Source organism: Nocardioides agariphilus, assembly GCF_015352445.1.
Classification (GTDB): Bacteria; Actinomycetota; Actinomycetes; order Propionibacteriales; family Nocardioidaceae; genus Nocardioides; species Nocardioides agariphilus.
Genome location: NZ_JADKPO010000019.1, coordinates 63,310 through 87,118 on the forward strand (window position 1 = coordinate 63,310; position 23,809 = coordinate 87,118).

Here is a 23,809-nt window from a genome sequence, read left to right on the forward strand (position 1 = left end):
GGTCCTTTACCGAAATTCGACGTCGACTGGGCGCGGGGAGGCTAACCCGTGGGGGGTGAAGTGACCTAGCCCCTAGTCCAGGCCGAGGGCGAAGGCGGACTCGAGGTCGTGGCGCGAGTAGGCCCGGAAGGCGATGTGCGTCTCCGTCGCCGTCACGCCCGGCACCTTGTTGAGGCGGTCGGCGACCACCTCGGCGACGTCCTCGTGACGGCGTACGCGCACCATCACGATCAGGTCGACCTGGCCCGTCACGGAGTAGACCTCGCTGACGCCGTCGAGGGCCGCGATCGCCTCGGCGACCTCGGGGATCCTGGCTACATCGGCCTTGACGAAGACGATGGCGGTGATCACGGGCTCACCCTACGGGCAGTGGTCCTCCCCGCCACCTGGCCCCTTTCGGCGTCGGAGACGGGACCCGGGTCGCGCAGCCTCGGGATCGCGGCGAGCAGGGCGAACGTGCCCCAGCCGACGACCGGGCTGGCGAGCACCATGCACACCGGCACCAGCCAGCGCCTCTCGGTCAGCGCCGCGAACACCACCAGAGCCAGGGCGATGGGCAAGCGGGCGAGGAGCGGGAAGTAGATGGCTGCCGGCGTGAGGTAGACGAAACCGTTCGAGTCGCCGGCGCTGTCGCGCAGGAAGTGCACCCAATCTGCCCACTCGCCGGGGCTGACGGCGACCGATGCCGCCAGCAACACCAGCGTCGCGAGGATGAAGCCGCCCAGCAGGCGCCACTCGCGCCGGACCAGGAACCACACCGGCCCCAGGCACGGCAGCACCTTGGTGTACGCCGCCACGCACCATGGGCCGCCTCGGGTGAAGCCGAGCACGGTGGCGACCGCCAGCAGCCAGAAGACGTTGCCGGACAGGATCTCGGGCGTGCAGAACAGCCACCAGGCGACGGCCGTGACGGGTGGCAGCGGACGCACCAGCCAGCCGACGCCGACCGCCGCCGCACCGATGAGCAGGGCGCAGAACACCGGCCACGGCAGCAACGTGAGCGGCCACGTCAGCTGCGCGAACAGCGGCGAGTAGTTGTAGGCGTCGAGCGTGCCGGGCAGGCCTTCGTAGAGGCCGCCGTCCCAAGCGACGTAGTAGGCGTGGGCGTCCCAGCCGATGCCGTAGCGAACGGCCATCGAGATGGCGTGGTAGACGAGGTAGGCCGCCAGGACGACGAACCCGTCGCGCAGCAGGCGCCTGCGAACCTCGATGCGGGCCATGCCCACGACGGTAGGCGATCGGACGGCCGCTGGACGCCGTTTCAGTGTCGTTCAGCGCGCTGGCTGGTGGACCGGCGAGATCGAGCGCCGGTCGTCGAAGGGGACCAGGGTCAGGCGGCTCTGGTTGACCGCGTCGTGGAGGGCCAGGTGGCGAGATGCCCCGCCGACCGGGCAGATCCACTCGCCGTCGACGTCGACCAGGCGGACGCCGGGGGACTCCAGCCACCGCAGGATCCGCTCGGTCTCCTCGGCCGTCGCGGCCGGGACGGGGCCGGGAGAGGGGAGCACCGTCTCGGCGCCGGCGCGCAACGAGCCGACGTAGTGGTGGGCGTCGCCGCCGCTCGGGATCACGCCGGCCGCGGCCAGCCGACCGAAGCGCACGACGTGCACGGCCCAGCGGCCGTCGTCCTCGCGCCTGGCGGCGACCAGCTCGGGCAGCCGCGTCAGTGCGGTCAGCCGCTGCGTGCGTGCGGCGGCACGGACGAACGCCGCCAGCCGGTCACGGTGGGCGCCGGCCTCCTCGAAGCGCTCGTCGGAGGCCAGACTCTCCATGCGCCGGTTGATGGCGTCGACCACCTCGTCGGGCCGTCGGACCAGGCTGTCGCGAAGCTGGCGCACCACGGCGGCGTAGGTCGAGGCATCGACGCTTCCGTCGCACGGCGAGAGGCACCTGCCCATCTCGGCCAGGACGCACGGCGAACGACTGGACCGGCGACCCAGCCGGTCGGAGCACTGCCGCAACGGGAAGGTGTCGTGGAGCGCGGCCAGGCACTGCTCGGCCGTGCGCCGGGAACGGAACGGACCGAGGTAGTCGGCACCGTCGTCGACCACTCGCTTGACCAGGGAGAGTCGCGGCCACGGCTCCGAGGTGAGCTTGATGAACGAGACCTTCTCGGGGAACCGTGAGCGCCGGTTGTACTTCGGCTTGTGCTCGGCGATCAGCCGCAGCTCGCGCACCTCGGCCTCGAGCGGCGTCGCGCACTCGATGCCGGTCACCTCGGTTGCCAGGCCCACCATCTCGCCCATCCGGCTGCGGGTCTCGGAGGAGGTGAAGTAGGAGCGGACCCGGCTGCGCAGGTCGCGGGAGGTGCCGACGTAGAGGACGCGCGCACGGTCGTCTCGGAAGAGGTAGACGCCGGGGGCGTGAGGGAGGTGCTCGGCCAGGTGCCTCTTGCGGCGCACCACGGGGCTGACCCGGGAGGAGAACGTCTGGAGCTCCTCGAGCGTGTGGACGCCCAGGCCGCCGAGCCGCTCCATCAGCCCGTGGAGCACGTCGACGGTCGCCCGTGCGTCGGCCAGGGCCCGGTGGTTGGGCGTGGTGCCGGAGCGGAAGACCTTGGCCAACGACGAGAGCTTGCAGTTGGGAGCGTCGTCACGCGTGATCACCCGGCGCGCCATCAGCGCGGTGTCGAGCACCTCGAACGCCGGCCAGGGGCGGTCCTGGAGCTCGGCGAAGTGACGCAGGAAACCCACGTCGAACGGTGCGTTGTGGGCCACCAGCACGCACCCGGTCGCGAACTCGAGGAACGCGGGCAGCGCGGACTCGATGGGTGGCGCATCGACGACCATGGAGTTGGTGATGCCGGTCAGCACCGCGATGAACGGCGGGATCGCCGTGTGGGGGTTGACCAGCGTCTGGAACTCCCCGAGGACCTCGCCGCCGCGCACCTTGACGGCCCCGATCTCGGTGATCATCGAACCGCCGTCGGCTGACCCGCCGGTCGTCTCGAGGTCGACCACGCAGAAGGTCAGCTCACGCAGCGGGCGGCCCAGCTCGTCGAAAGTGCGTTGCACGTCCCAGCGGGCATGGGGACCCTGATCCCTCACCGTGCCGCCGAGGAGCCCCATGTTCGCGAAGGTAGACGCGAGCGCCGACATTCAGCGGCAGGGCGCGCGCAATACGCTTGTCCCACCCATCTGTGCGACACCTCAGGAGTAGCGATGACCAGCCCACCAGGTGCAGGCAGCCCGGCACTGCCGGGTCCTGACCAGCGCTGGCGCTGCGGCGGGTGCGGCAACCTGACCCGCTTCGACGTGGCGCGGTCCCGGCGCACCGTCGAGTACTGGCACGTCGACCTCGCGGGCAACGTCGCCGTCGAGGACACCGAGGTCCGCAGCGAGGTCGTGGAGTCGGTGACGTGCCGCTGGTGCGGACGCACCGACGCCATCGAACTGGTCTCTCGCGCCGAGGCCGGCTGAGCCGGGCCTGACATGGCCACCCACCCGGTCGGGAGCGACGCCAGCCCGTACGACGACCTCGCAGCGCTGCCCGACGGCGTACGCGGGCGGGTGCTGGCGCTTACCGCCGAGGTGCTGCCACTCGTAGCTGGCCTGCCTCCGGCCGTACGCCGGGTGGCTGGCTTCGCGCCCAACCGTCGCGCCCGCCTGGGCGGCAGCGCCATCGGCGAGGCACTGCTCGATGACGACCTGCGAGAGCGCGTGGCGGTCCAGGTGGCAGCGCTGGCGACCAAGGACGACGACAGGGTCGAGGTCGCCGCCCGGGCCTGGCTGTCGCGTGAGGACGGGTGGAGCGACCTCGTGGGCCAGGCCGGCTCCACGGCGGAGGACGTGCGTGGGGGGCGCGACGCGGCGGAGCTGGCTCGCGTGCGCGACCGGCTCGAGGCCGCCGAGCAGGCAGCGCGGGAGGCGCGGGCCAAGTCCAAGGCGCAGCTCGAGGAGTACAAGACCGAGAACGCCACGCTGCGACGCAAGCTCGGCGAGTCCCGGACCGCGGAGCGCCAGGCTCGCGAGACCGCGGAGGAGGCGCTCCGGCTCGCCGAGGAGGCCCGCGCGCGGACGGCAGCGCTCGAGGCAGGTCAGGACAAGGAGCTACGCCGCCTGCGCGCCCGGGTCGAGCAACTCGAGGCCGAGCAGGCCGCGCAGCGCCGCGAGGAGCGCCGCACGTCACGGGCCGACCGCGACGAGGCAACCGTGAGAGCGCGGCTCCTGCTCGACTCCGTCATCGAGGCGGCTGCCGGGTTGAGGCGGGAGCTGGCCCTCCCGGCCGTGTCCGGCGCTCCCGGGGACCGGGTGGAGGCCGAGCTCGCCGAGTCCGGCGACGATCGGGCGCCGACGACGGTCAGCGTGCTCACGAGTGGATCGCTGCTCGAACAGGTGCTCTCGATGCCTCGCTCCCGGTTGCTGATCGACGGCTACAACGTCAGCAAGAGCGCGTGGGCGCAGTCGTCCCTCGAGGCGCAGCGGCAACGCCTGCTCCGCTCGATCGCGCCTCTGGTCTCGCGCACCGGTGCCGAGACGACCGTCGTCTTCGACGCTGCCAACCTGACGAGCCGTCCCGTCGTAGCGGCCCCGCGTGGTGTGAAGGTCGTGTTCAGCCCGCCTGGGGTGATCGCCGACGACGTGCTGCGCGACCTCGTCGCCGCCGAGCCACCCGGACGCGCGGTGGTCGTCGTGACCGACGACCAGGCAGTGGTACGCGACGCCCGCGCTGCCGGGTCGAGGGTCGCGTCGGCTGCCGCTCTGATCGAGCTTCTCGACCGCGGTTGACCTGCTCGACGAGAGCAGCCAGGAAACACCTCGACCCTGACTGTCGGTGCCCGGTGCAAGAGTCGCGGGCATGACGACGAGGATCGATTGCGACACCTGCGTGGTGAGGGGGTTGGCGTGCGGCGACTGTGTGGTGACCGTGCTGCTCGGTCCGCCTCCCGAGCTGACCTTCGACGACGACGCGTGCCGCGCGCTCGACGTCTTGGCCCAAGGCGGGCTGGTGCCGCCGCTGCGGTTGGTCCAGCCGGTGGCCTCTCCTGAGATCGAGTCCGCTTGAGCGGGTGGCTGTGACCCGTGTGACTGGTGAGGCTGAGGCGCCCGGATGTGACCTGTGTGACAGCGTGTCACGAATAGATAACGCGACACGTCGAGCCCGGTGCGTCCCATGTTTGGACACCTGGCCAGACCGCTACTAGTGTCATGCGCTCAGGTGCTCGTGGAAGTGGACTACCAGGGTCCGCGCGAGCACCGCGCTGAATCCGGACCGTCCACCAGCGACACGGGCAGTCCGGAGCCGGGGAACCAACCACACCTGGGGTGAATCCCCTCCGAGTGGGCGGTCAGGCGCTCTGCCGAAGGGCAGGGACCCGTCCGTCACGGAAGAGGGGTAGGGCAAGTCGTGCCCGAACCCGTCAGCTCACCCGGTAGGCGTACGACAACCAAGGGAGACCGCCCGCTCGTGCTGACCGGTCGGAGGCGCGCCAGCGCCGCCATCACCGCTGTCCTGCTTGCCGTGGCGATCGGCTCCGTGCCGTCGTCGCCCGCCCAGGCCGATCCCACCATCGACGAGGTCAAGACCCGGGTCGACCGCCTCTACCACGAGGCGGAGCAGGCCCAGGAGCGCTACAACGACGCGAAGGTCGAGCTAGCCGAGCTCCGCAAGGACCTCGCCTCCCTCGAGGCCGACCAGGGCCGCCAGAACTCTCGTCTCGACGAGGTCCGCGGGCAGGTCCAGGACTCCATCGTCAGCCAGTACGAAGGCACCAGCCTCTCCGCGGTCGGCCAAGCCGTCGTCTCGGAGGACCCGGGCTTGTTCCTCTCCCAGCTGACGACGATCTCGGCCTACAACGACATCCAGTCGCAGCTCTTCGCCGACTACGCGACCGAGCTCAAGGCCCTCAACATCCGCCGCACCGCCACTCGGGACCGGCAGGCCCAGATCGCCGAGCTCGAGAAGCAGCTGGCCAAGGAGCAGAAGTCGGTCGACGACAAGCTCGCCGCCGCCAAGTCGCAGCTCGCCGACCTCGAGGAGGAGGAGCGTGCCGCGCTGCTCGCCTCGCGTGGCGGCGAGGTGCGCCTGCCCTCCGGCGTACCCGCGTCCGGTCGCGCCGCAGCAGCAGTCCGCTACGCGATGGCCCAGGTCGGCGACGCCTACGTCTACGGCGCTGCCGGTCCGAGCGCCTTCGACTGTTCCGGCTTGACGATGATGGCGTGGGCCCAAGCGGGCGTCGGTCTTCCGCACTCCTCGAGCGCACAGTTCGGCTCGGGTCCGCACATCCCGTCCAACGCGCTGCGACCCGGTGACCTGGTCTTCTACTACAGCCCGATCAGTCACGTCGCGATCTACATCGGCAACGGTCTGATCGTCCACGCTGCCAACCCGGGCGCCGGGGTGCGCGTGGCCGGCGTGTTCTCCATGCCGTACTCCGGCGCGGTCCGCCCTGGCTGACCCTGACCCCTCATCCGAGGGGCGGTTTGGTGGACGCCTCGGTCGCAGGCTCGCCATCGCGATCGCGCTGGTGGCCGTCCTGGTCGCCAGCGCCGTCATCTGGGTGGTGCTCGACGATGCGCCGTACGACGCCGACCTGCCCGGCAGCAGCAATGGCAACGCGCCGGGCCCGCTCCCGGCCTTGGCCGCCGAGACCCTCGACGCGCTCCAAGACGCGCTCGACACGGGCGATGCAGCAGCCGCCTCCGAGCTGGCGCCGCCCGGCGACGACCGGGCAGCCCGCCTCCTCGGTGATGTCGCGAGCGGCGCGGGTTCCCTGGGGCTCTCGGTCGACCTGAGGTATGTCGACGAGACGGGCAGCGTCGCCGCCGACGGCACCTGGTCGGCCGCCGTCGAGACGCGGTGGCGCTACGCCGACGACACGGGCTCGGTGCCGGCTCGTGCCGAGGTGACCGTCAGCTTCCGTCCCGACGGTCCCGACCACGTGGCGATCTTGGGCTTCGGCGACCCCGACAGCGGGCGTCTGCCCATCTGGCTCTCGGGACCGCTGGCCGTTGCCACCGCCCGCGGCATCACGGTCGCCGTGGCGGGCCACGGGGCACTGTCCCGAAGCGAGGCGGCGCGCTACCTCCGGCTGTCGACCGAGGCTGTGGGCGTCGTTCACCGGGTGCTGCCGTCGTGGCACGGTCGGCTCGTGGTGGAGGTGCCTGCCTCGAGTGCCGCGCTCGACCGGGCCATGGACGCCAGCCCCGGCACGTCCAGCGGCATCGCCGCGGTGACTGCACCGGTTGACGGCTCACCCGACACCGACTCGCCCGTGCACGTGTTCGTCAACCCTGAGGTCTTCGACGAGCTGCAGCCGACCGGCGCCCAGGTGGTGCTGAGCCACGAGGTCGTGCACCTGGCCACCGGAGCGGCGCGCAGCAACGCCGTGCCCTGGTTGGTCGAGGGCTTCGCCGACTACGTCGCCCTGCGAGACGTCGACCTCCCGGTGACCACCAGCGCCGCACAGATCATCAGCCAGGTGCGTCGCGACGGAGTGCCGTCAGTGCTGCCCGGAGACGCGGAGTTCGCCACCGGATCAGGTCATCTGGGTGCGACCTACGAATCGGCCTGGCTGGCCTGCGTGCTGCTGGCCGACCGCGCTGGGGAGCCCGCCCTGGTGGCTCTCTACACCGACGTCCTCCGCGGCACGCCGCTCGCCGAGGCACTCGGGCGCCACTTCGCGCTCACCGAGTCCGACCTGACCCGCCTCTGGCAGCGCCGGCTACGGGATTTGGCCGGCTGACAGACTGGTTCGGTGCCTCGACCCCCGAGCGACCCCAGGTCGGCTACCCGGGTCGCCGCGGCCGTTGCTCTCGTGGGCGGCGCAGCTTTCGTGGTGCTGGCGGTGTTGCTGGTGCCGTGGCACCCCGTCCCTGGCGGAGGTCCGAGCACGCTGCCCTCTCGCGAGTCGGTGCTCCCGGCCGACCAGCTCGCCCGGGCCTCGGCGTATGCCGGGCCGGCTCGGCTGCTCGGGTGGGCGTCCTACGCCGTGTCGATGGCGGTGGCTTGTTGGCTGGGCTTCACCCGGGCGGGTCGTCGGCTGATGGGCCGGCTGCGGGGCTGGTGGTGGGTCCGGGTGCTCCTGGGCGTCGCCGCGGTTTCGCTGGTCGGGCGCCTGGCGACGTTGCCCTTCGCTGTCGTCGGCTATCGCCGCAGGGTGTCCTACGGGCTGTCGACCCAGGCGTGGCCGGACTGGGCGCGCGACGTCGTCGTGTCCTGGGCGGTGGGCGTGGTCACCACGTCGCTCGTCCTGCTCCTGGTGGTCGGATGCGCACGCCGGTGGCGCACCTGGTGGCCGGCCATCGCAGGTCTGATCGCGGCTGCCCTGGTGCTCGTGGGCTCCTTCGTCTACCCGCTACTGGTCGAGCCGCTCTTCAACAGCTTCACCCCGCTGGAAGCCGGTCCGTTGCGCACCGCCGTCCTGCAGCTGGCCGACGAGGAGGGCGTGCCCGTCGACGACGTGCTCGTGGCCGACGCGTCACGGCGCACCACGACCCTCAACGCCTACGTGTCCGGGTTCGGAGGCACCCGGAGGGTGGTGCTCTACGACAACCTGGTCAACGACCTGCCACAGGACCAGGCGCTCTCGGTCGTAGCCCACGAGCTGGGTCACGCGAAGTACGACGATGTCCTGCACGGATCATTGCTCGGCGCGGCCGGTGCGATGACCGCGATCGGGCTGTTGGGCGTCGTGCTCTCGCGTCGACGGCGGACACGTCACGGGGAGGCCGACCCGCAGAACACCGCCGGTGATCCGGCGGTGGTGCCCCTGGTGCTGGCGCTGGTGGCGGTGGCAGGACTGATGGCCAGTCCCGTCCAGAACGGGATCAGCAGGAGGATCGAGACCCGGGCCGACGTGACGGCCCTGGAGGCCACCGCGGACCCGAGGGCCTTCGTCGAGCTCCAGAAACAACTAGCGACCAGGTCCTTGAACGATCTCTCGTCCCCGGCCTGGTCGCAGTTCTGGTTCGGCAGCCACCCGACGACCCGTGAGAGGATCGCGATCGCCGGGTGGCTGTCGGACCGAGCAGATTGAGGTCAGCAGCCGCCCATGTTCTGGCCGATCGAGTCACAGGTCTGCTGGAACAGGCCGGAGAACACGCCCTGGCCGAACAAGAAGACGGCGCCGACGATGACTGCGGCGATCCCGGCGACCAATAGGCCGTACTCGACCGCGGAGGCACCGCGTTCGTTCTTGCGGAACCCGGCCATGTAGGCGGAGATGCGCGCGAGCACCTCAAGCATCGGGGGGGACAAGACCAGCATTTTCGGCTCCTGTTGAGACTGTGGCCGTGGGTCCAGGGTGATACCCGGGACCCACGGCCACGTCGAACTTGGTCAGACTGCGATCAGTTAGCCGGAGCGATCGAGTCGTTGGTGTTCTGGAAGACGCCGCTGAGGGTGCCACCGAGCAGGAACACGATGCCGACGATGACGGCGGCGATGCCAGCAACGAGCAGGCCGTACTCGACGGCGGAGGCGCCGCGCTCGTCCATCTTGGCGAGGCGGGCGTTCAGCATGATGCGGAGGTAGTCCAGCATTTCTTTGTTCTCCTGTGTGAAAGGGGATTTTGAGTTCCAAGAAGGCCGGGGGCCTCCGGAGAAAAGTCTGCTCGAACCGGCCTCCGCCCTCATCAGGTGATCGACTCTTGTCGAGTAGTCCTTTCGGACTATGTTTGCGTGGCTCCTGCTAGGGCCGCAGGAGAACGCCGAAATCCGTCGTATCCCGACGGAGGCAACGCGTCAGCGCTCTCGGACGTGGGTCAGTCGCTGAGGTCGCGGCTGGGCAGGCTCGAGAGCAGCCCGATCCGCATGGCCGTCACGAGCGCCTGAGCGCGGTTGCTGGCGCCCAGCTTCTGGTAGATGCGCGCGATGTGGGACTTGGCCGTGGACTCGCTGAGGTAGAGCTTCTGGGCGATCTGGCCGGCTCCCAGGCCGTCTGCCAGCAGCACCAGCACCTGGTGCTCGCGGTCAGACAGCCGCGTGGACTCGGCCGAGGCCCGGCGCATCATCGCCTGGACCAACCCCGCGCACAGGAACGAACGGGGTGATACGACGGCGTGGCGGGCCGCCTTGACGACCTCGGCGCTGGGCGCGTCCTTGCCGACGAACGCCGACGCACCAGCCTCCATGGCGGCGAAGATCTGCTCGTCGCCGGAGTGCATGGTCACGACCACGAGGCCGGCCTGCTGGTTGGTGCGACGGATCGAACGGATGATGTCGAGCCCGGTGCCGTCGGGCAGTTGCAGGTCGGTCACCACGACGTCCGGGCTGTGCTCCTCGTAGGACTTGAGGGCCTGGGTGACGTTGGCAGCGTCGCCCACCACGGTCATGCCCGGCTCGCGCGCGAACGCGCCCACCAGGCCCTGCCTGATGAGCTCGTGGTCGTCGACGACGAGAACTCGCACGTCGGACCTGGCTGCCGCCTCGGTCGTGTTGGCCGTCATGTGATTCAGCCTCGCAAGTGGGGGAGTGGTCATGGCTGCAGGACACGCCCCTGTTCGGTCCCTGCACCTATCGGGCTCGGTGCCGGCGGTCGGGTCCTGCCGGCGCCGTCGATGACGACCGACAACACGGTCCCGTGCGGCTCTCGCCTGCGCACCGTGAAGTCGGCCTCCACGAGGCGAGCGCGCTCGGCCATGATCTCCAGGCCGTGTGAGTCCTCGCGCCGGCCCATCATGCCCCGACCGTCGTCGGAGACGACGATCTCGACGTGTGGGGGAGCCACGGTGCACTGCACCTCGATCGTGGTGGCCTCGGCGTGCCTGACGGCGTTGTTCATCGCCTCCTGGGCGATGCGCAGCAGCTCGGCCTCGACCTCGGGCCGCAGGCGCTGCGTGCTCTCGTCGAGGGTGACCTGGATGGGTACGCCGGAGGTGCCGGTCAGGTGGCGGGCCACGGAGCCGATGGCGGTGCCCAGGCTCTCGTTCTCGCCGACGCTCGTGCGTAGCGTCCGGACCGAACGTCGCACTTCGCCGACGACGGCGCTGAGGCGCTCGCGCAGCACCTGAAGCCGCAGCTCGATTCCAGGTGAGTCACAGTCGTGCATGATCTCGTCGACCAGGTAGCCCAGTGAGGCCATCTCCTGGGCCACACCGTCGTGCATCTCGCGGGCCAGTCGGCGGCGCTCCTCGACCGTGGCTGCGTCCCTGAACGCTGCGAACAGCAAGGCGGTGTCGAGGTGCACGATGTCGGGCTCGAGGTTCACCGCCAACGTGGACAAGGTGTACTGCAGTCCCAAGGTCTGCGGGTCGAGACCGGGGGACAGGAAGCCGGTGACGATGGCGACGGTGCCCGCACCACTGCTCAACGGAAGCGCGAAGGCACGATCGTCGACCACGATGCTGCGCAGCCGCATCGCCTGAGCCGCGAGCTCTTCGGCGTGGCGGGCTTCCTGCTCGGTGCCGCGGTGGTCGTCGATGATGGGCGTGAGCTGCTCGCCGCGTGGCACGTGCACGATCAGCCCGCGGACGGGCAGCTCGTCGTGGACGGCGCTGGCGATGGTGGCCGCCAGGGTGACGGGCTCGAGGCCGCGGTAGAGGTTGTCGGAGAGGCCGATCAGCTCGCGGATCAGCGCCTGGGCGTTGCGGTAGGAGTCGAGCGGGTCGACGGGCTCGCGGTAGGTCGCGTAGATGAACGAGCCGATCAGGGCCAGGCCCAGGCTGAAGATCGTCCACGTCACCAGGCTGGTGGTCTCGGGCATGGTCAGCCCGCCGGTCACCAGGACCACGACCGCGCTGAACCCGAGCAGCTCGGTCACCAGCGAGAGGAGGGCTCCCCACGCGCCGCGCCGCAATGCGGCGGTGAAGGGCGGGAACGCCAGGACAGTGAGCAGCTGGAAGGTCTCGGCCAGCGACAGTGCGCCGGCCACACCGACGAGCGCAGCCTCACCGAGGATGGTCACCAGCACAGGTACGGCGGTGCGCTCGGCGGTCGTCGCGGCCAGCCAGATGCACCCGATGCTGAGCACCGCCAGGACTCCGGTGGAGTCGCCCGCCAGGACGCTTGCCAGCACCAGCGCGACGATGGCGAAGCCACGCGTCGCGCCGGCCAGCAGGGCGTACTGCCGCAGCGGGCCTTCCTGGCTCATAGCCCGCTGAAGCTGTCCATCACCTGGAGCACGGCCGGGCCCATGATCACGATGAAGAGCGAGGGCAGGATGCAGAAGATGAGCGGGATCGTCATCTTCACCGGCACCTGCTGCGCCTTCTCCTCCGCACGCTGACGGCGCTTGACGCGCATCTCGGAGGATTGGACGCGCAGCACGTTGGCGATCGGGATACCGAACGCATCGGCCTGCACCATCGAGCCGACGAAGGAGCGCAGCTCACCGACGTTCGTGCGGTCGGCCAGTGCCCGCAGCGACTCGCTGCGGGAGGAGCCGATCTGCATCTCGCGCAGGACTCGGGAGAACTCGTCGGCGAGCGGGCCCTCGGTGTTGTGGGCCACCTGCTGCAACGCGGCGTCGAAGCCCAGACCCGACTCGACCGAGATGGTCAGCAGGTCGATGGCGTCGGGCAGCTCACGCAGCAACCGGGCCGAGCGGTCGTAGGCACGCTGGTAGAGGTAGAAGGTGGGCGAGAAGAACCCGGCCAGGGTGACCCCGGCCACCACGATCACCTTGGTGAGGGGGCCGCCGAGCATGAACGAGAAGAGCACACCGCCGACCAGCCCGGCCATGGCGCCCACGACCTTGCCGCTCATCACGCGGTCGACGGTCCATCCGGGCGGGTTGCCGGCGAGGTCCAGCTTGTGGCGGATCCGCTCGGCACTGTCGGCACCGGACAGCCTGCGACCCAGGCCGGTGAACCGGTTCTGCAGCGGCAGCAGCACGCGCTCGCCGAAGGACTTGTCGAGGTCCTGGGTCAGCTCGGAGGGTGCGCTCGTCATGGCCTCGATCAGCTCGATCGAGCGGGCGACGCCGGTGCTCGGCGCGGCGTTGCGGATCGCCGAGCTGACGAGGACGAGGGCAGTGAAGACGAGCAGCACGCCCATGATGAAGAGCATGGTCATCGGATCAGACCTCCACCTTGATGACCCGCGACATCCAGAAGGCGCCGATGCCCAGGATGCACACCGAGCCGACCAGCATCAGGTAGCCCAACGGTCGGCTCCAGAGCTCGGACACGTAGTCGTAGCGCGTGAACAGCAGGTAGATGAAGAACAGGGGCGGCAGTCCGCCGAGCACGTAGGCGGACAGCTTGCCCTCAGCTGCGAGCGCGGCGACCTGGCGACGCATGTACTCGCGCTCGCGAATCGTCTTGGCCACGGTGTCGAGCAGCTCGGCGAGGTTGCCACCGACCTTGCGCTGGATGTTGATCGCCATCACGACCCACGCGAAGTCCTTGCTCTCGAAGCGCTCGCCGACGCCTTCGAGCGCGGTCTCGAGGCTCACGCCCAGTCGTGTCTCCACCAGTACCCGGCGGAACTCCGAGGCGATCGGCTCGGTGCCCTCGTTGACGATCGTGTCGATCGACTGGGCCAAGGAGAGGCCGGCCGTCAGCGAACCGGACATCAACGTCAGGGTGTCGGGAAGGCTGCGACCGAAGGCCTTGCGCCGCCGACTGCGCCGGAAGCCGAGGTAGACCCACGGCACCACCGCGCCGACGGCGAGGAAGATCACGCCGATCAAGACCTTGCCGCCACCGAGCACGGTGCCGACGAAGCCGGCCACCAACACGATGGCCACGTGCATCAGCAGCCACTCCGAGGCGTTGAGCTGGCTGCCGGCGCCCTCGAGCCGCGCGTTGATGCGCATCTCCAGGCTGCGGTTGCGCTTGAGCAGTCCCGCCGCGGCGGACTTCGCCGCAGCGAGCTGGTCGGTCTGCGGCATCGACATCGCGTGACCGGTGCCCGTGCGGCCGGAGGCGTAGAGCTGGACGGCTTCCTCGGCACTCATCTCGCGCGGACGCGGGATGGCCATCGTCAGCACGCCGAGGAGGCCGATGCCGAGTGCCCCGAGCCCGGCCCACAGGGTCCAGCCCGGCAGGTCGGCCAGCGCAACCATGGGGGCAACCATGGGGGTCACCATCGCGACCGAAGCGCTCATCGCACGCCACCTCGGGAGAAGATCAGCGGGTCGACCGTGACGTTGGAGTGAGTCATCTTCTCCAGGAACTTCGGCCGCAGTCCGGTCGGGATCAGGCCACCGAGGGCCTTGCCCTGGTGGTCGAAGCCGGCGGAGTGGTCGTAGACGAAGATGTCCTGCAGGGTGATCACGTCGCCCTCCATCGACTCCACCTCGGTGACGTGGGTGATGCGGCGCGAACCGTCCTTGAAGCGGGCCTGGTGGACGATCAGGTCGACCGCGGAGGCGACCTGCTCGCGGATGGCTCGCACGGGCAGCTCCATGCCGGCCATCAGCACCATGGTCTCCATGCGGGCCAGGGTGTCGCGGGGACCGTTGGAGTGAAGGGTACAGATCGAGCCGTCGTGACCGGTGTTCATGGCCTGGAGCATGTCGAGCGCGGAGGCGTCGCGGACCTCACCGACGACAACGCGGTCAGGGCGCATACGCAGCGAGTTCCTCACCAGGTCGCGGATGGTGACCGCGCCCTTGCCCTCGATGTTGTTGGGGCGGGACTCCAGCCGCACCACGTGGTCCTGCTTGAGCTGGAGCTCGGCGGCGTCCTCGATGGTGACGATGCGCTCGTCGTTGGGGATGAAGGACGACAAGACGTTGAGCGTCGTGGTCTTCCCGGCGCCCGTACCGCCCGAGACGATGATGTTGAGGCGGCCACGGACGCACGCGTCCAGGAAGTCGGCAGTCTTGTCCGACAGCGACCCGAAGTCGATCAGGTTGTGCACCGTCAGCGGGTCGGTCGCGAACTTTCGGATGGTCAGGCAGGAGCCGTCGATAGCCAGCGGCGGGATGACCGCGTTGACACGCGAGCCATCGGGAAGGCGGGCGTCGACCATGGGGCTGGACTCGTCGACGCGGCGGCCGATGCGGGACACGATCTTGTCGATCGTGCGGCGCAGGTGGGCCTCGTCGCTGAACTGCGCCTTGACCGGCTGGAGGCGGCCTTCCTTCTCCAGGTAGATCTGGTCGAAGCCGTTGACCATGACCTCGGTGACGTCGGCGTCGCGCAAGAAGGGCTCGATCGGGCCGTAGCCGAGGATGTCGTCGCTGATCTCCTGGGTGATCCGGGTCCGGTCGGCGTTGCTGATCGGCCGCTCTTGCCGCGACAGCACGTCGGCCAGCACCTGGCGGACCCGGCTCTCCAGGTCGGCCTGGTCGACGTCCGCGGCGTAGAGGTGGGGGCCGAGCTGCTTGACCAGCTCGGCGTGCACGTAGCCCTTGAGCTCGTCGAGGCGCTCCTGCTCTGAGGCGCCTCCTCGTCGACGGCTGACCACCGTCTCGGGCGTCTTCGGGGCCTGACGGCGCCGCGCGTCGGACTCGCCGCTGTTGGCCTGGGCCGACGCGGCGTACCCGGTCTGGGCGCCACCTCCGGGAGGCGTCGCGTCCGGGCCGGGAGTGCCACCGTCAGCGGGGCCACCGGCCCCTGGGGCTGCTTGATCCGGCGCGGCGGGGTTGTCGCCCTGTGCTGCCTGCTCCGCCTGACGGCGGGCGGCGGCGAGGCGCTCGGCGAGGCTGCTCATGGTCTATCTCCTGATCCTGAACCGCGAGCGACGCTCGCCGTCGACATCGGCGTGGCGACCCGGTTCGGCGCCGCTGGGGGAGACCGGGTCTCCGGTGAACATGGCCGCCAGGTTGCGGATGGCGGCGCTGGAGGGGTGGTGAGGCGTGGAGGTGAGGATCGGCACCCCGGAGTTGGTGGACGCCGCGATGTCGATCGACGTGGTGATCTGGGTCGAGATGTCCATGCCCAGGATCGACTCGACCTTCTGCGCGTCGATGCCCACGGCGTCGTCGGCCCGGTTGAGCAGGAGGTGCCGGTGGCCGCGCCCGATGGCCAGCATCTCGAGGGTGTCGAGCGCGACCTTGACGTTCTTGAGCGTGGGCACGTCGAGGGTCGCGATGATCACGGTCTCGTCCGCGTCCTCCAGCACCGTCAGCGTCTGCTCGTCGAACGCCGGCGCGGAGTCGACCACGATGTAGTCGAACATCGAGCGCAGCGTGTTGAGCGTCTGGCTGATCAGCGTCGGGGTGATCCGCTCGCGTACGTCGGGGTGGCTCGGGGCCGGAAGCACCTTGAGGGAGTCCTGGTAGCGAGCCAGCAGCGAGTCGAGCAGGGCCGCGTCGACGTTGTTCTCGGAGCCGATGGCGTGCTCGATGGTGTGGGTGGGGAAGAGCTGGAGCGTGATCGCGACGTCACCGAAGGCCAGGTCGAAGTCGACCAGGCAGACCTGCCGGTTGCCCTTGTCGGTGAGCGCCAGCGCCAGGTTGACCGCGATGGTGGTCTTGCCGACCCCGCCCTTGGGCGAGAACACCGCGATGACCTGGCCGTGGTGCTCAGCCGCAGCAGGACCTCGCAGCGCCACCGAGAACTGGTGAGCCCTGGTGACGGCGCCCGCAATGCTGTCGAGGTCGTTGAGGGCCACGACCTCCCGGGCGCCGGCCTGCATCGCGCGGGCCAGCGTCTGGGTGTCGAAGCTCTCGCGGACCAAGATGACGCCGGTCATCGGCCGGCTGACGCGCAAGCCCTCGCAGACCGTCACGGCATCGTCGAACCGCACGTTCGGCCCCAGCACGACGACGTACTCGTCGCTGTGCTGGGCCAGCCAGGGGAGCAGCCTGTCGGGAGAGTCGACTGACTGGCATCCGGGCGGCAGTGCCCCGAGCAGCCTGCGGACACTGCCGCTGTCGGGATCGACGATGACGGGCATGGCCTACCTTCCGGTCACGTGGTGGTTCAGGGGACCAGGATGTCGCTGGACTTGGTGGCCGGACCTTGGGCGACCTGGCTGTCCTTGGTGAGGAGCGCGAAGGTCACGTCGTAGTTCTTCGACGCGAGGATCACCTTCTGCGCCTCGTCCTGGCTGAGCGCGAGCGTCAGCAGCGTACGGGGCAGTTGCTCGGTCTGCTGCGTGCCGTCCTCGGCCGTGGTCGTCGTGGTCACCGGGGTCGTGCTGCCGACGCCCAGGACGGTGACGCGAGCCAGCAGCAAGGAGGTACGCGGCTGCTGGTCGGCCGCGGCCGCCTCTGCGGTGTTGCCGGTCCCGGAGTCGGCCGAGACGAAGATCGCGACCTCGGAGCCCGGGTTGACGAAGCCGGCCACGCGGTCGGGGTCGGTCAGGTTGATCGAGATCGCCATCTTGTTGGCGGGGATGCCCAGCGGGGAGGCGACCTCGGCGGCGTTGGCGCCGAACTTGTCGGCGACGATCTGCTCACCAGGAAGGAGGTTCTGGAGGGCAACCGTGCCCTTGAGCGCGTCGGGGCTGGTCTGCACGCCCTGGAGCAGCTGGCTGCGAGCCACGCCCTTGGACGCGATCTTGCCGGCGGCCAGCGCGTCGTCGTAGCTCTCGCCGGCGACGATGGGCTGGGTGGCGGTGAGCACCTCGACGGCGTCGATCTTGTCCTCGGCGCGAGCGTCTGCGCTGCGTACGTAGAGGAAGACGAGCAGAGTGCCGAGTGCGGCAATGACGGCTGCGATGATGAGGAGGATCCTGCGGCGATCCATCGGGTGACCCTTTCGGTGCCTGGTGTCTACCCAGCACCCCCCGCGCTGAGCTTGAACTGCCAGCAAGCCGTCGGTGGCTCGCCTCAGGAATCGTAAAGGCGGGTCTGGGGGTGCGGGGGCTTTTCGTAAAGAAATGAACGCCGACGCGTCGCGGCTCTCAAGAGAGCGGCGGGCGTCACGTCCCGTAGAGCTCCGCCACGTCGTCTCGGTGCTCGCGCATCACCACGTCCCGCTTGAGCTTGAGGCTGGGGGTCAGCTGCCCGCCCTCCTCGCTCCACTGGACGGGCAACACGGCGTACTTGCGGATCGACTCCGCCTTCGAGACGGCCCGGTTGGCCTCCTCGACGGCGGAGTCGAGGGCCGCCCGCAGGTCGGGATCGTCGACCACGCCGGCCAGGCCGTCGCGGCGTTCGGAGGGGACGGGCTTGTCGTGGTGCCTGGCCCACGAGTCGACCACCTCATGGTCGAGGGTGACCAGGGCCGCGATGAAGGGACGGCCGTCGCCGACCACCATGCACTGGTCGACAAGCGGGTGGGCGCGCAGCCGGTCCTCCAAGACGGCGGGGGCGACGTTCTTGCCGCCGGCCGTCACCAGGATCTCCTTCTTGCGGCCGGTGATCCGCACGAACCCCTCGTCGTCGATCTCACCCAGGTCGCCGGTGTGGAACCAGCCGTCCGGCTCGAGGACCTCGGTGGTCGCGTCGGGGTCGCCCCAGTAGCCATGGAAGACCTGACCCCCGGCGAACAGCAGCTCGCCGTCGTCGGCGACGCGCACCGACGTGCCGGGGAGCGGACGTCCGACGGTGCCGATCTTGACCGCGTCAGGGGTGTTGACGGTGAGGGCGGCCGTGGTCTCGGTGAGGCCGTAGCCCTCGAGCACGACCAGGCCGATCCCGCGGTAGAAGTGGCCGAGGCGCTCGCCGAGTGGTGCGCCGCCCGAGATCGCGTAGACGCAGCGACCGCCGAGCGCAGCCCGGATGCGGCCGTAGACCAGCCTGGTGAACACAGCATGCTGGGCCCGCACGGCGACCGACGGCTTGCCCCCTCCCGCCGGGTCGGAGCCACGGGACCAGGCGATCGCCACCTCGGCGGCCCGGTCGAAGATCCTGCCCCTGCCTTCAGCCGTCGCGTTCTGGGACGCGGTGTTGAAGATCTTCTCGAAGACCCGGGGTACGGCGAGCACGAACGTCGGCCGGAACTGACCGAGGTCGCGCACCAAGGTGGTGACATCGGAGCTGTGACCAAGCCTCACGCGGGCCTTGACCGCACCGATCTGGATGACCCGCGCGAACACGTGAGCCAGAGGGAGGAAGAGGAGTGTCGAGGCGTCCTCGGTGAACAGCTCCTCGAGCTCGGGCACCGCCACGCCCAGCTCGGTCATGAAGTTGCCGTGGGTGAGCATGCAGCCCTTCGGGCGACCCGTGGTCCCCGACGTGTAGATGATGGTGGCCAGGTCACCGGGTCCGGCCGCCGTACGACGAGACTCGAGCTCGGCATCGTCGATGTCGGCGCCGAGCCGCGTGAGCACATCGACGGCGCTGTCCGCGATCGACCAGACGTGCCGCAGCTCCTCGAGGTCCGAACGCACCTCGGCGATCCGGCTCAGGTGCGTGGCGCTCTCGGCGACGACGGCGTGCGCGCCGCTGTCGTGCAGGATCCAGCCCAGCTGCTCGGCGGACGAGGTCTCGTAGACCGGCACGCCCACGCCGCCAGCGAACCAGATCGCGTAGTCGAACAGCGTCCACTCGTACCTCGTGCGCGAGATCAGTGCGACGCGGTCCCCGGCGCCGACGCCGGCCGCGATGAGACCCTTCGCGACACCGCGCACCTGGTCGAGGAACTCCGCCGCGGTGACGGCCAGCCACTCCTCGGAGTCGGGGGAGCGGCGCGCGAACACGCCGGCCTCAGGGGCCTCGGCGGCGTTGCGCACCACGTCGTCGGTGAGGTTGCCCGTCACCGGCGCCGACGCCAGCGGTCCGGACATGGGGGTGGAGAACTCGCGCACGCCCTACTCCTTGTCGACCGGGTGTCCGTGGATCTCGGTTGCGAGGCTCGCTCCCAGACAAGCGACCTGGACTCGCACCTCAACCAGCGATCGTCGCGATGCGAGGCTACCGGCAGGGGGAGGCTCGCGGTCGGCTAGGCTCCACGAGCCATGGCCGAGCAGACCTCCTCCTCGATCGTCATCGACGCGTCCCCCGCGGCGGTCATGGATGTCATCGCCGACTTCCCGGCTTACCCGGAGTGGGCCAAGGGCGTCAAGGAGGCCAGCGTGCGCGCCGAAGGTGCGCGCGGGCGGGCCAAGGAGGTCTTCTTCGCGCTGGACGTCGCGCCCATCAAGGACGAGTACACCCTGGCCTACACCTGGAACGGCGACCGCGACGTGTCCTGGACCCTGGCCGAGGGCAAGATGCTGCGGGCCCTCGACGGCGCCTACGTGCTGCGCGACCTCGGCAACGGGTCGACCGAGGTGACCTACCGTCTGGCGCTCGACGTCTCGATCCCGCTGATCGGGATGATCAAGCGCAAGGGCGAGAAGATCCTGATCGACACAGCGCTGAAGGGTCTCAAGCAGCGCGTCGAGTCCCTGGCCGGTTGACGGGCATGACCCGGTGAGGGTCCTGCTCTTCACGGGCAAGGGTGGGGTCGGCAAGTCCACTCTCGCTGCGGGCACGGCAGCCCTCGCCGCTGCCGACGGCCAGCGCACGCTGGTGCTCTCGACCGATGCCGCGCACTCGCTGGCCGATGCGTTCGGGGCTGCAGGCGGCGACCGGTTCAAGGAGCCGGTCGAGGTCGCGGAGCGGTTGTGGGTCCAGCAGGTCGACGCCCAGCTGCGGTTCGAGCAGTCCTGGGCCGACATCCAGCGCTACCTGCTCTCGGTGCTGTCGGCCGCCGGTCTCGACCCGGTGGCGGCCGAGGAGCTCACGGTCGTCCCGGGTGCCGAGGAGGTGCTGGCGCTGCTCGAGCTGCGCCACCACGCGGCCTCCGGGCGCTGGGACGTCGTGGTCGTCGACTGCGCACCGACCGCCGAGACCCTGCGCTTGCTCGCCCTGCCCGAGGCCCTGGGTTGGTACATCGACCGGGTCCTGCCCGTCGAGCGCCGCGTGGTGAAGGCCCTGCGTCCCGTGCTCACCCGGGCCGCAGGTGTGCCGATGCCGGACGACTCGGTCTTCGACGCAGTGGTGCGCCTGCACTCCGAGCTCGACGAGGTGCGCGAGCTCCTGACCGGAGCGGGTGCCACCGTGCGCATCGTGCTGACGCCGGAGGCCGTGGTGCTGGCTGAGGCGCGGCGCTCGTGGACCACGCTGTCCCTCTACGGCTACCGCGTCGACGGCATCATCGCCAACCGGGTCTTCCCGGCGGCAGGCGCCGACGACTGGCGGGCCGGGTGGGTGGTGGCACAAGACGGCGTGCTGGCCGAGGTCGAGGAGTCGTTCGCCGGGCTACCCCTGTGGCGCGCGGCCTACCGCGCTAGCGAGCCCGTGGGAGTCAAGGCTCTGGCGGAGCTGGCTGCCGAGACCTACGCCGCGGACGATCCGCTCGCCGTACCGACCGGCGAGGGCCCCTTCCGCGTGTCCGGCTCGGGGCCGGGTGCGCGAGGGGGCACGACCTTGCACCTCGCGCTCCCGCTGGTAGGCCGGGCCGATGTCGATCTCGCGCGCAACGGCGACGACCTCGTGGTCACCGTCGGGTCGTATCGTCGTCTCCTCACGGTGCCCGCCGGCCTCGCCCGGCACCGGGTGGCGGGTGCTCGGGTCGAGGATGGCGAGCTGCAGGTGCGGTTCGTGGAAGAGGAGAGGGCCGAGCTGTGACTGCCGTGACGGAGCCGTGACCGAGCCCGTGGGGTCAGCTGCCGAGGAGGCCGCCAAGCTCCTCGGCGCGGTCGCCGACTGGGCACGCGACCATGGCGGCGAGCTCGGCGGCGCGGTGTCGGGCCTGGCGGCCCAGGCGTCGACCGGCCTGGGCGCGGCGGCCCACGACCTCGATGCCCACCTCGCCAACGGTGAGGACTGCCGCTTCTGCCCGATCTGCCGCGGGATCCAGGCTGTGCGTACGTCCTCACCCGAGGTGCGCGAGCACCTGTCGGCCGCGGTTGCCTCGCTCGCCCAGGCACTGTCGGCGGCGTTGGCGACCACGGTGCCCGACACCCGCCGGTCAGGGGTCGAGCGGATCGACCTGACCGACGAGTGGCCAGATGACCGGCCAGATGACCTGCCAGATGGGCCGGGTGAGGACGGATGAGCCTGACGTGTGGGGTTGACGTCGGCGGCACCAAGATCCTGGGTGGCGTCGTCGACGAGCACGGCAACGTCGTCGAGGAGCTGCGTGTCGTGTCGCCGGCGACCGATGTGGCCGCGATCGAGGACGCGATCACCCGGCTGGTCACCGAACTGGCGTCGCGGCACGAGGTCTCCGCGGTCGGCGTCGGCGCTGCCGGGTACATCGACAAGTCGCGCTCAGTGGTGATGTTCGCTCCCAACCTGGCCTGGCGCGACCTCGACCTCCGCTCGGAGCTGGAGGCCCGGGTCAGCCTGCCGGTGGTGGTCGAGAACGACGCCAACGCCGCGGCCTGGGGCGAGTTCCGGTTCGGTGGAGGCGCGGACGTGGACGACCTCTTGCTGGTGACCGTCGGCACGGGCGTCGGCGGCGGCGTGGTGCTCGACGGCCAGCTGCACCGGGGGGCATTCGGTGTCGGCGGCGAGATCGGGCACATGCGGGTGGTCCCCGACGGCGTACTGTGCGGCTGCGGCAACCACGGCTGCCTGGAGTCCTACGGGAGCGGCACCGCGTTGGTGCGTGAGGCCAGAGCTGCCGCTGCGGGCGGGTCGCTGCTCGCACGTACTCTCCTGGACCGGGCCAGCGGAGATGCCGCGGCCATCAACGGCCCGATGATCACCGAGTGCGCCCAGCAGGGTGACCCCTTCTGCATCGAGCAGCTCGCTGCGCTCGGTCGCTGGCTGGGGGAGGGGGTCGCGTCCCTCGTCGCGGTCCTCGACCCCGCCGTTGTGGTCGTCGGCGGTGGGGTCAGCGCGGCAGGCGACCTGCTGCTCGAGCCGATCCGCGCGGCGTTCGCCCGTGAGCTCACCGGTCGCGGCCACCGTCCGCTCGCCGAGGTGCGGCCCGCCCGGCTGGGCAACCGTGCCGGCCTGATCGGTGCGGCCGACCTGGCCCGCTACCGCTGAGTCGTGCGATGAGCCTGTTCGTCGGCATCGACATCGGCGGCACCAAGGTCCTCGCGGGCGAGGTCGCCGCTGACGGAAGCGTCGTGCGCACGGCAGTGCGCAGCACCCCTGGCCGTCGGGTACAAGCGGCCCTCGTCGAGGCCGCGCTCACCGAGGCGGTCGAGGAAGTGGCGGACGGTCGCGTCGTGTCGGCCGTCGGCCTTGCTGCTGCGGGCTTCGTCGACACCACGCGCACGCGGGTGCTGTTCGCTCCGCACCTGCCGTGGCGCGGCGACGACGTGGTCGCTCGCCTGAAGATGGCGTGGGGCGTGCCTGTGATCATGGACAACGACGCCAACTGCACCGCCCTGGCCGAGAAGGCGTACGGCGCGGCGGCCGACGCCTCCTCTGCGGTCATCGTCAACCTCGGCACCGGCATCGGCGGGGCGATCCTGCTCGGGGGCGAGCTGTGGCGCGGCGCGGGCGGGATGGCGGGCGAGTTCGGTCATCAGCAGGTGGTGCCCGGTGGACTGCCCTGCCAGTGCGGCCGTCACGGGTGCTGGGAGCAGTACTGCAGCGGGAATGCGCTCGTCCGGCACGCCCGCGCGAGCCTGGGCAAGTCGGCCGTCCTCTCGCGTGCCTGTGGGGGTGATGCGGCCGCGCTGACCGGGGCCATGGTGACCGAGGCAGCCAGTCAGGGCGACGCGGTCTCTCTCTCGGCCTTCGCCGAGGTCGGTGGCTGGTTGGGGGTCGGGCTGGCCAACCTCGTGGCGTCCTTCGACCCTGCCCTGCTGGTCATCGGTGGGGGCGTCTCGGCAGCGGGCCGGCTCCTGCTCGACCCCGCCCGCGCCGCCCTGGCGCAGTCCCTGGTCGGAGCTGAGGACCGCGTGGTCCCACCCGTCGTACCCGCCGCCCTCGGCCCCGAGTCCGGGCTGATCGGCGCCGCCTGGCTGGCGCGCACCATCGTCGGGTGACCTGGTTTCGAGACAGGCGCTTGCGCGCCTTCCTCAACCGGCGAGTGGGTTTGCTGGTTGAGGAGGTTGCGCTAGCAACCGTCTCGAAACCATCGGTAGGGGACGCCTTCAGCTCACCGGGTTTCGAGACAGGCGCTAGCGCGCCTTCC

The 23,809-nt window shown here is 70.3% G+C and carries 24 protein-coding genes and 1 riboswitch; of the genes, 11 read left to right on the forward strand and 13 right to left on the reverse strand.

Annotated elements, in window-relative coordinates; all coding sequences use genetic code 11:
• Nucleotides 1–72: 72 nt before the first annotated feature.
• Genes ISU10_RS14640 through ISU10_RS14650 form a run of 3 tightly spaced genes read right to left on the reverse strand, consistent with a single transcriptional unit; the run spans nt 73 to nt 3,068 of the window.
• Nucleotides 73–351 (reverse strand): Lrp/AsnC family transcriptional regulator, encoded by a 279-nt coding sequence (locus ISU10_RS14640; protein ID WP_194697146.1) that lies wholly within the window; start codon nt 349–351, stop codon nt 73–75.
• The gene (locus tag ISU10_RS14645; RefSeq protein ID WP_194697147.1) at nt 348–1,220 is read right to left on the reverse strand and encodes a glycosyltransferase family 87 protein; all 873 of its coding nucleotides are present in this window, start codon (nt 1,218–1,220) and stop codon (nt 348–350) included. Before ISU10_RS14645 ends, ISU10_RS14640 begins: the two co-directional genes overlap by 4 nt.
• Nucleotides 1,221–1,271: 51 nt before the next feature.
• Nucleotides 1,272–3,068 carry a DEDD exonuclease domain-containing protein gene (locus ISU10_RS14650; protein WP_194697148.1) on the reverse strand — a complete coding sequence of 599 codons (1,797 nt, stop codon included), beginning with the start codon at nt 3,066–3,068 and terminating at the stop codon, nt 1,272–1,274.
• Nucleotides 3,069–3,161: 93 nt separating this feature from the next.
• Here ISU10_RS14650 and ISU10_RS14655 point away from each other — a divergent pair, with 93 nt between their 5' ends.
• From ISU10_RS14655 to ISU10_RS14680, 6 genes are all read left to right on the forward strand, one after another.
• Nucleotides 3,162–3,419 (forward strand): hypothetical protein, encoded by a 258-nt coding sequence (locus ISU10_RS14655; protein WP_194697149.1) that lies wholly within the window; start codon nt 3,162–3,164, stop codon nt 3,417–3,419.
• 12 nt (nt 3,420–3,431) lie between these two features.
• Nucleotides 3,432–4,727 carry an NYN domain-containing protein gene (locus tag ISU10_RS14660; RefSeq protein ID WP_194697150.1) on the forward strand — a complete coding sequence of 432 codons (1,296 nt, stop codon included), beginning with the start codon at nt 3,432–3,434 and terminating at the stop codon, nt 4,725–4,727.
• Between the two features lie 70 nt (nt 4,728–4,797).
• Nucleotides 4,798–5,004 (forward strand): hypothetical protein, encoded by a 207-nt coding sequence (locus tag ISU10_RS14665; protein WP_194697151.1) that lies wholly within the window; start codon nt 4,798–4,800, stop codon nt 5,002–5,004.
• 194 nt (nt 5,005–5,198) lie between these two features.
• Nucleotides 5,199–5,379: riboswitch (cyclic di-AMP (ydaO/yuaA leader) on the forward strand.
• A gap of 27 nt (nt 5,380–5,406) precedes the next feature.
• A complete protein-coding gene (locus ISU10_RS14670) occupies nt 5,407–6,396 on the forward strand; it encodes a C40 family peptidase (protein ID WP_370865410.1) in 990 nt (329 codons plus the stop codon).
• Between the two features lie 70 nt (nt 6,397–6,466).
• Nucleotides 6,467–7,684 (forward strand): hypothetical protein, encoded by a 1,218-nt coding sequence (locus ISU10_RS14675; protein WP_194697152.1) that lies wholly within the window; start codon nt 6,467–6,469, stop codon nt 7,682–7,684.
• 12 nt (nt 7,685–7,696) lie between these two features.
• On the forward strand, nt 7,697–8,977 hold the full coding sequence (locus ISU10_RS14680) for a M48 family metallopeptidase (protein WP_194697153.1): 1,281 nt from the start codon (nt 7,697–7,699) through the stop codon (nt 8,975–8,977).
• A gap of 2 nt (nt 8,978–8,979) precedes the next feature.
• Here the strand turns inward: ISU10_RS14680 and ISU10_RS14685 are convergent, their stop codons facing one another.
• From ISU10_RS14685 to ISU10_RS14730, 10 genes are all read right to left on the reverse strand, one after another.
• Nucleotides 8,980–9,207, reverse strand: a complete 228-nt coding sequence (locus ISU10_RS14685; RefSeq protein WP_228500921.1) for a Flp family type IVb pilin — start codon at nt 9,205–9,207, stop codon at nt 8,980–8,982.
• A gap of 83 nt (nt 9,208–9,290) precedes the next feature.
• Nucleotides 9,291–9,482: a Flp family type IVb pilin gene (locus tag ISU10_RS14690; protein ID WP_194697154.1), complete on the reverse strand. Its 192-nt coding sequence runs from the start codon at nt 9,480–9,482 to the stop codon at nt 9,291–9,293.
• A gap of 221 nt (nt 9,483–9,703) precedes the next feature.
• Complete coding sequence (locus tag ISU10_RS14695; RefSeq protein ID WP_194697155.1) at nt 9,704–10,387, reverse strand: response regulator transcription factor; 684 nt, start codon at nt 10,385–10,387, stop codon at nt 9,704–9,706.
• A gap of 29 nt (nt 10,388–10,416) precedes the next feature.
• A complete protein-coding gene (locus ISU10_RS14700; RefSeq protein ID WP_194697156.1) occupies nt 10,417–12,030 on the reverse strand; it encodes a sensor histidine kinase in 1,614 nt (537 codons plus the stop codon).
• A complete protein-coding gene (locus tag ISU10_RS14705) occupies nt 12,027–12,953 on the reverse strand; it encodes a type II secretion system F family protein (protein WP_194697157.1) in 927 nt (308 codons plus the stop codon). Before ISU10_RS14705 ends, ISU10_RS14700 begins: the two co-directional genes overlap by 4 nt.
• A gap of 4 nt (nt 12,954–12,957) precedes the next feature.
• Nucleotides 12,958–13,959: a type II secretion system F family protein gene (locus ISU10_RS14710; protein WP_194697158.1), complete on the reverse strand. Its 1,002-nt coding sequence runs from the start codon at nt 13,957–13,959 to the stop codon at nt 12,958–12,960.
• Between the two features lie 26 nt (nt 13,960–13,985).
• Nucleotides 13,986–15,542: a TadA family conjugal transfer-associated ATPase gene (locus ISU10_RS14715; RefSeq protein WP_194697159.1), complete on the reverse strand. Its 1,557-nt coding sequence runs from the start codon at nt 15,540–15,542 to the stop codon at nt 13,986–13,988.
• Between the two features lie 3 nt (nt 15,543–15,545).
• Nucleotides 15,546–16,730 (reverse strand): CpaE/TadZ family protein, encoded by a 1,185-nt coding sequence (locus ISU10_RS14720; protein ID WP_194697160.1) that lies wholly within the window; start codon nt 16,728–16,730, stop codon nt 15,546–15,548.
• Between the two features lie 26 nt (nt 16,731–16,756).
• Nucleotides 16,757–17,524 carry a Flp pilus assembly protein CpaB gene (cpaB, locus tag ISU10_RS14725; RefSeq protein WP_194697161.1) on the reverse strand — a complete coding sequence of 256 codons (768 nt, stop codon included), beginning with the start codon at nt 17,522–17,524 and terminating at the stop codon, nt 16,757–16,759.
• Nucleotides 17,525–17,699: 175 nt separating this feature from the next.
• On the reverse strand, nt 17,700–19,529 hold the full coding sequence (locus ISU10_RS14730) for an AMP-dependent synthetase/ligase (RefSeq protein WP_194697162.1): 1,830 nt from the start codon (nt 19,527–19,529) through the stop codon (nt 17,700–17,702).
• A gap of 150 nt (nt 19,530–19,679) precedes the next feature.
• Between ISU10_RS14730 and ISU10_RS14735 the strand changes: the two genes are divergently transcribed.
• From ISU10_RS14735 to ISU10_RS14755, 5 genes are read left to right on the forward strand one after another with little or no spacing between them, the layout of a single operon-like run.
• Nucleotides 19,680–20,123 carry an SRPBCC family protein gene (locus tag ISU10_RS14735; protein ID WP_194697163.1) on the forward strand — a complete coding sequence of 148 codons (444 nt, stop codon included), beginning with the start codon at nt 19,680–19,682 and terminating at the stop codon, nt 20,121–20,123.
• A 13-nt stretch (nt 20,124–20,136) separates the two neighbouring features.
• Nucleotides 20,137–21,336: an ArsA family ATPase gene (locus ISU10_RS14740; protein ID WP_194697164.1), complete on the forward strand. Its 1,200-nt coding sequence runs from the start codon at nt 20,137–20,139 to the stop codon at nt 21,334–21,336.
• 16 nt (nt 21,337–21,352) lie between these two features.
• A complete protein-coding gene (locus ISU10_RS14745) occupies nt 21,353–21,766 on the forward strand; it encodes a hypothetical protein (RefSeq protein ID WP_194697165.1) in 414 nt (137 codons plus the stop codon).
• A complete protein-coding gene (locus ISU10_RS14750; RefSeq protein ID WP_194697166.1) occupies nt 21,763–22,707 on the forward strand; it encodes an ROK family glucokinase in 945 nt (314 codons plus the stop codon). The genes ISU10_RS14745 and ISU10_RS14750 overlap by 4 nt, the downstream gene beginning before the upstream one ends.
• Nucleotides 22,708–22,715: 8 nt before the next feature.
• Complete coding sequence (locus ISU10_RS14755) at nt 22,716–23,660, forward strand: ROK family protein (RefSeq protein ID WP_194697167.1); 945 nt, start codon at nt 22,716–22,718, stop codon at nt 23,658–23,660.
• The last annotated feature ends 149 nt before the right edge of the window (nt 23,661–23,809 follow it).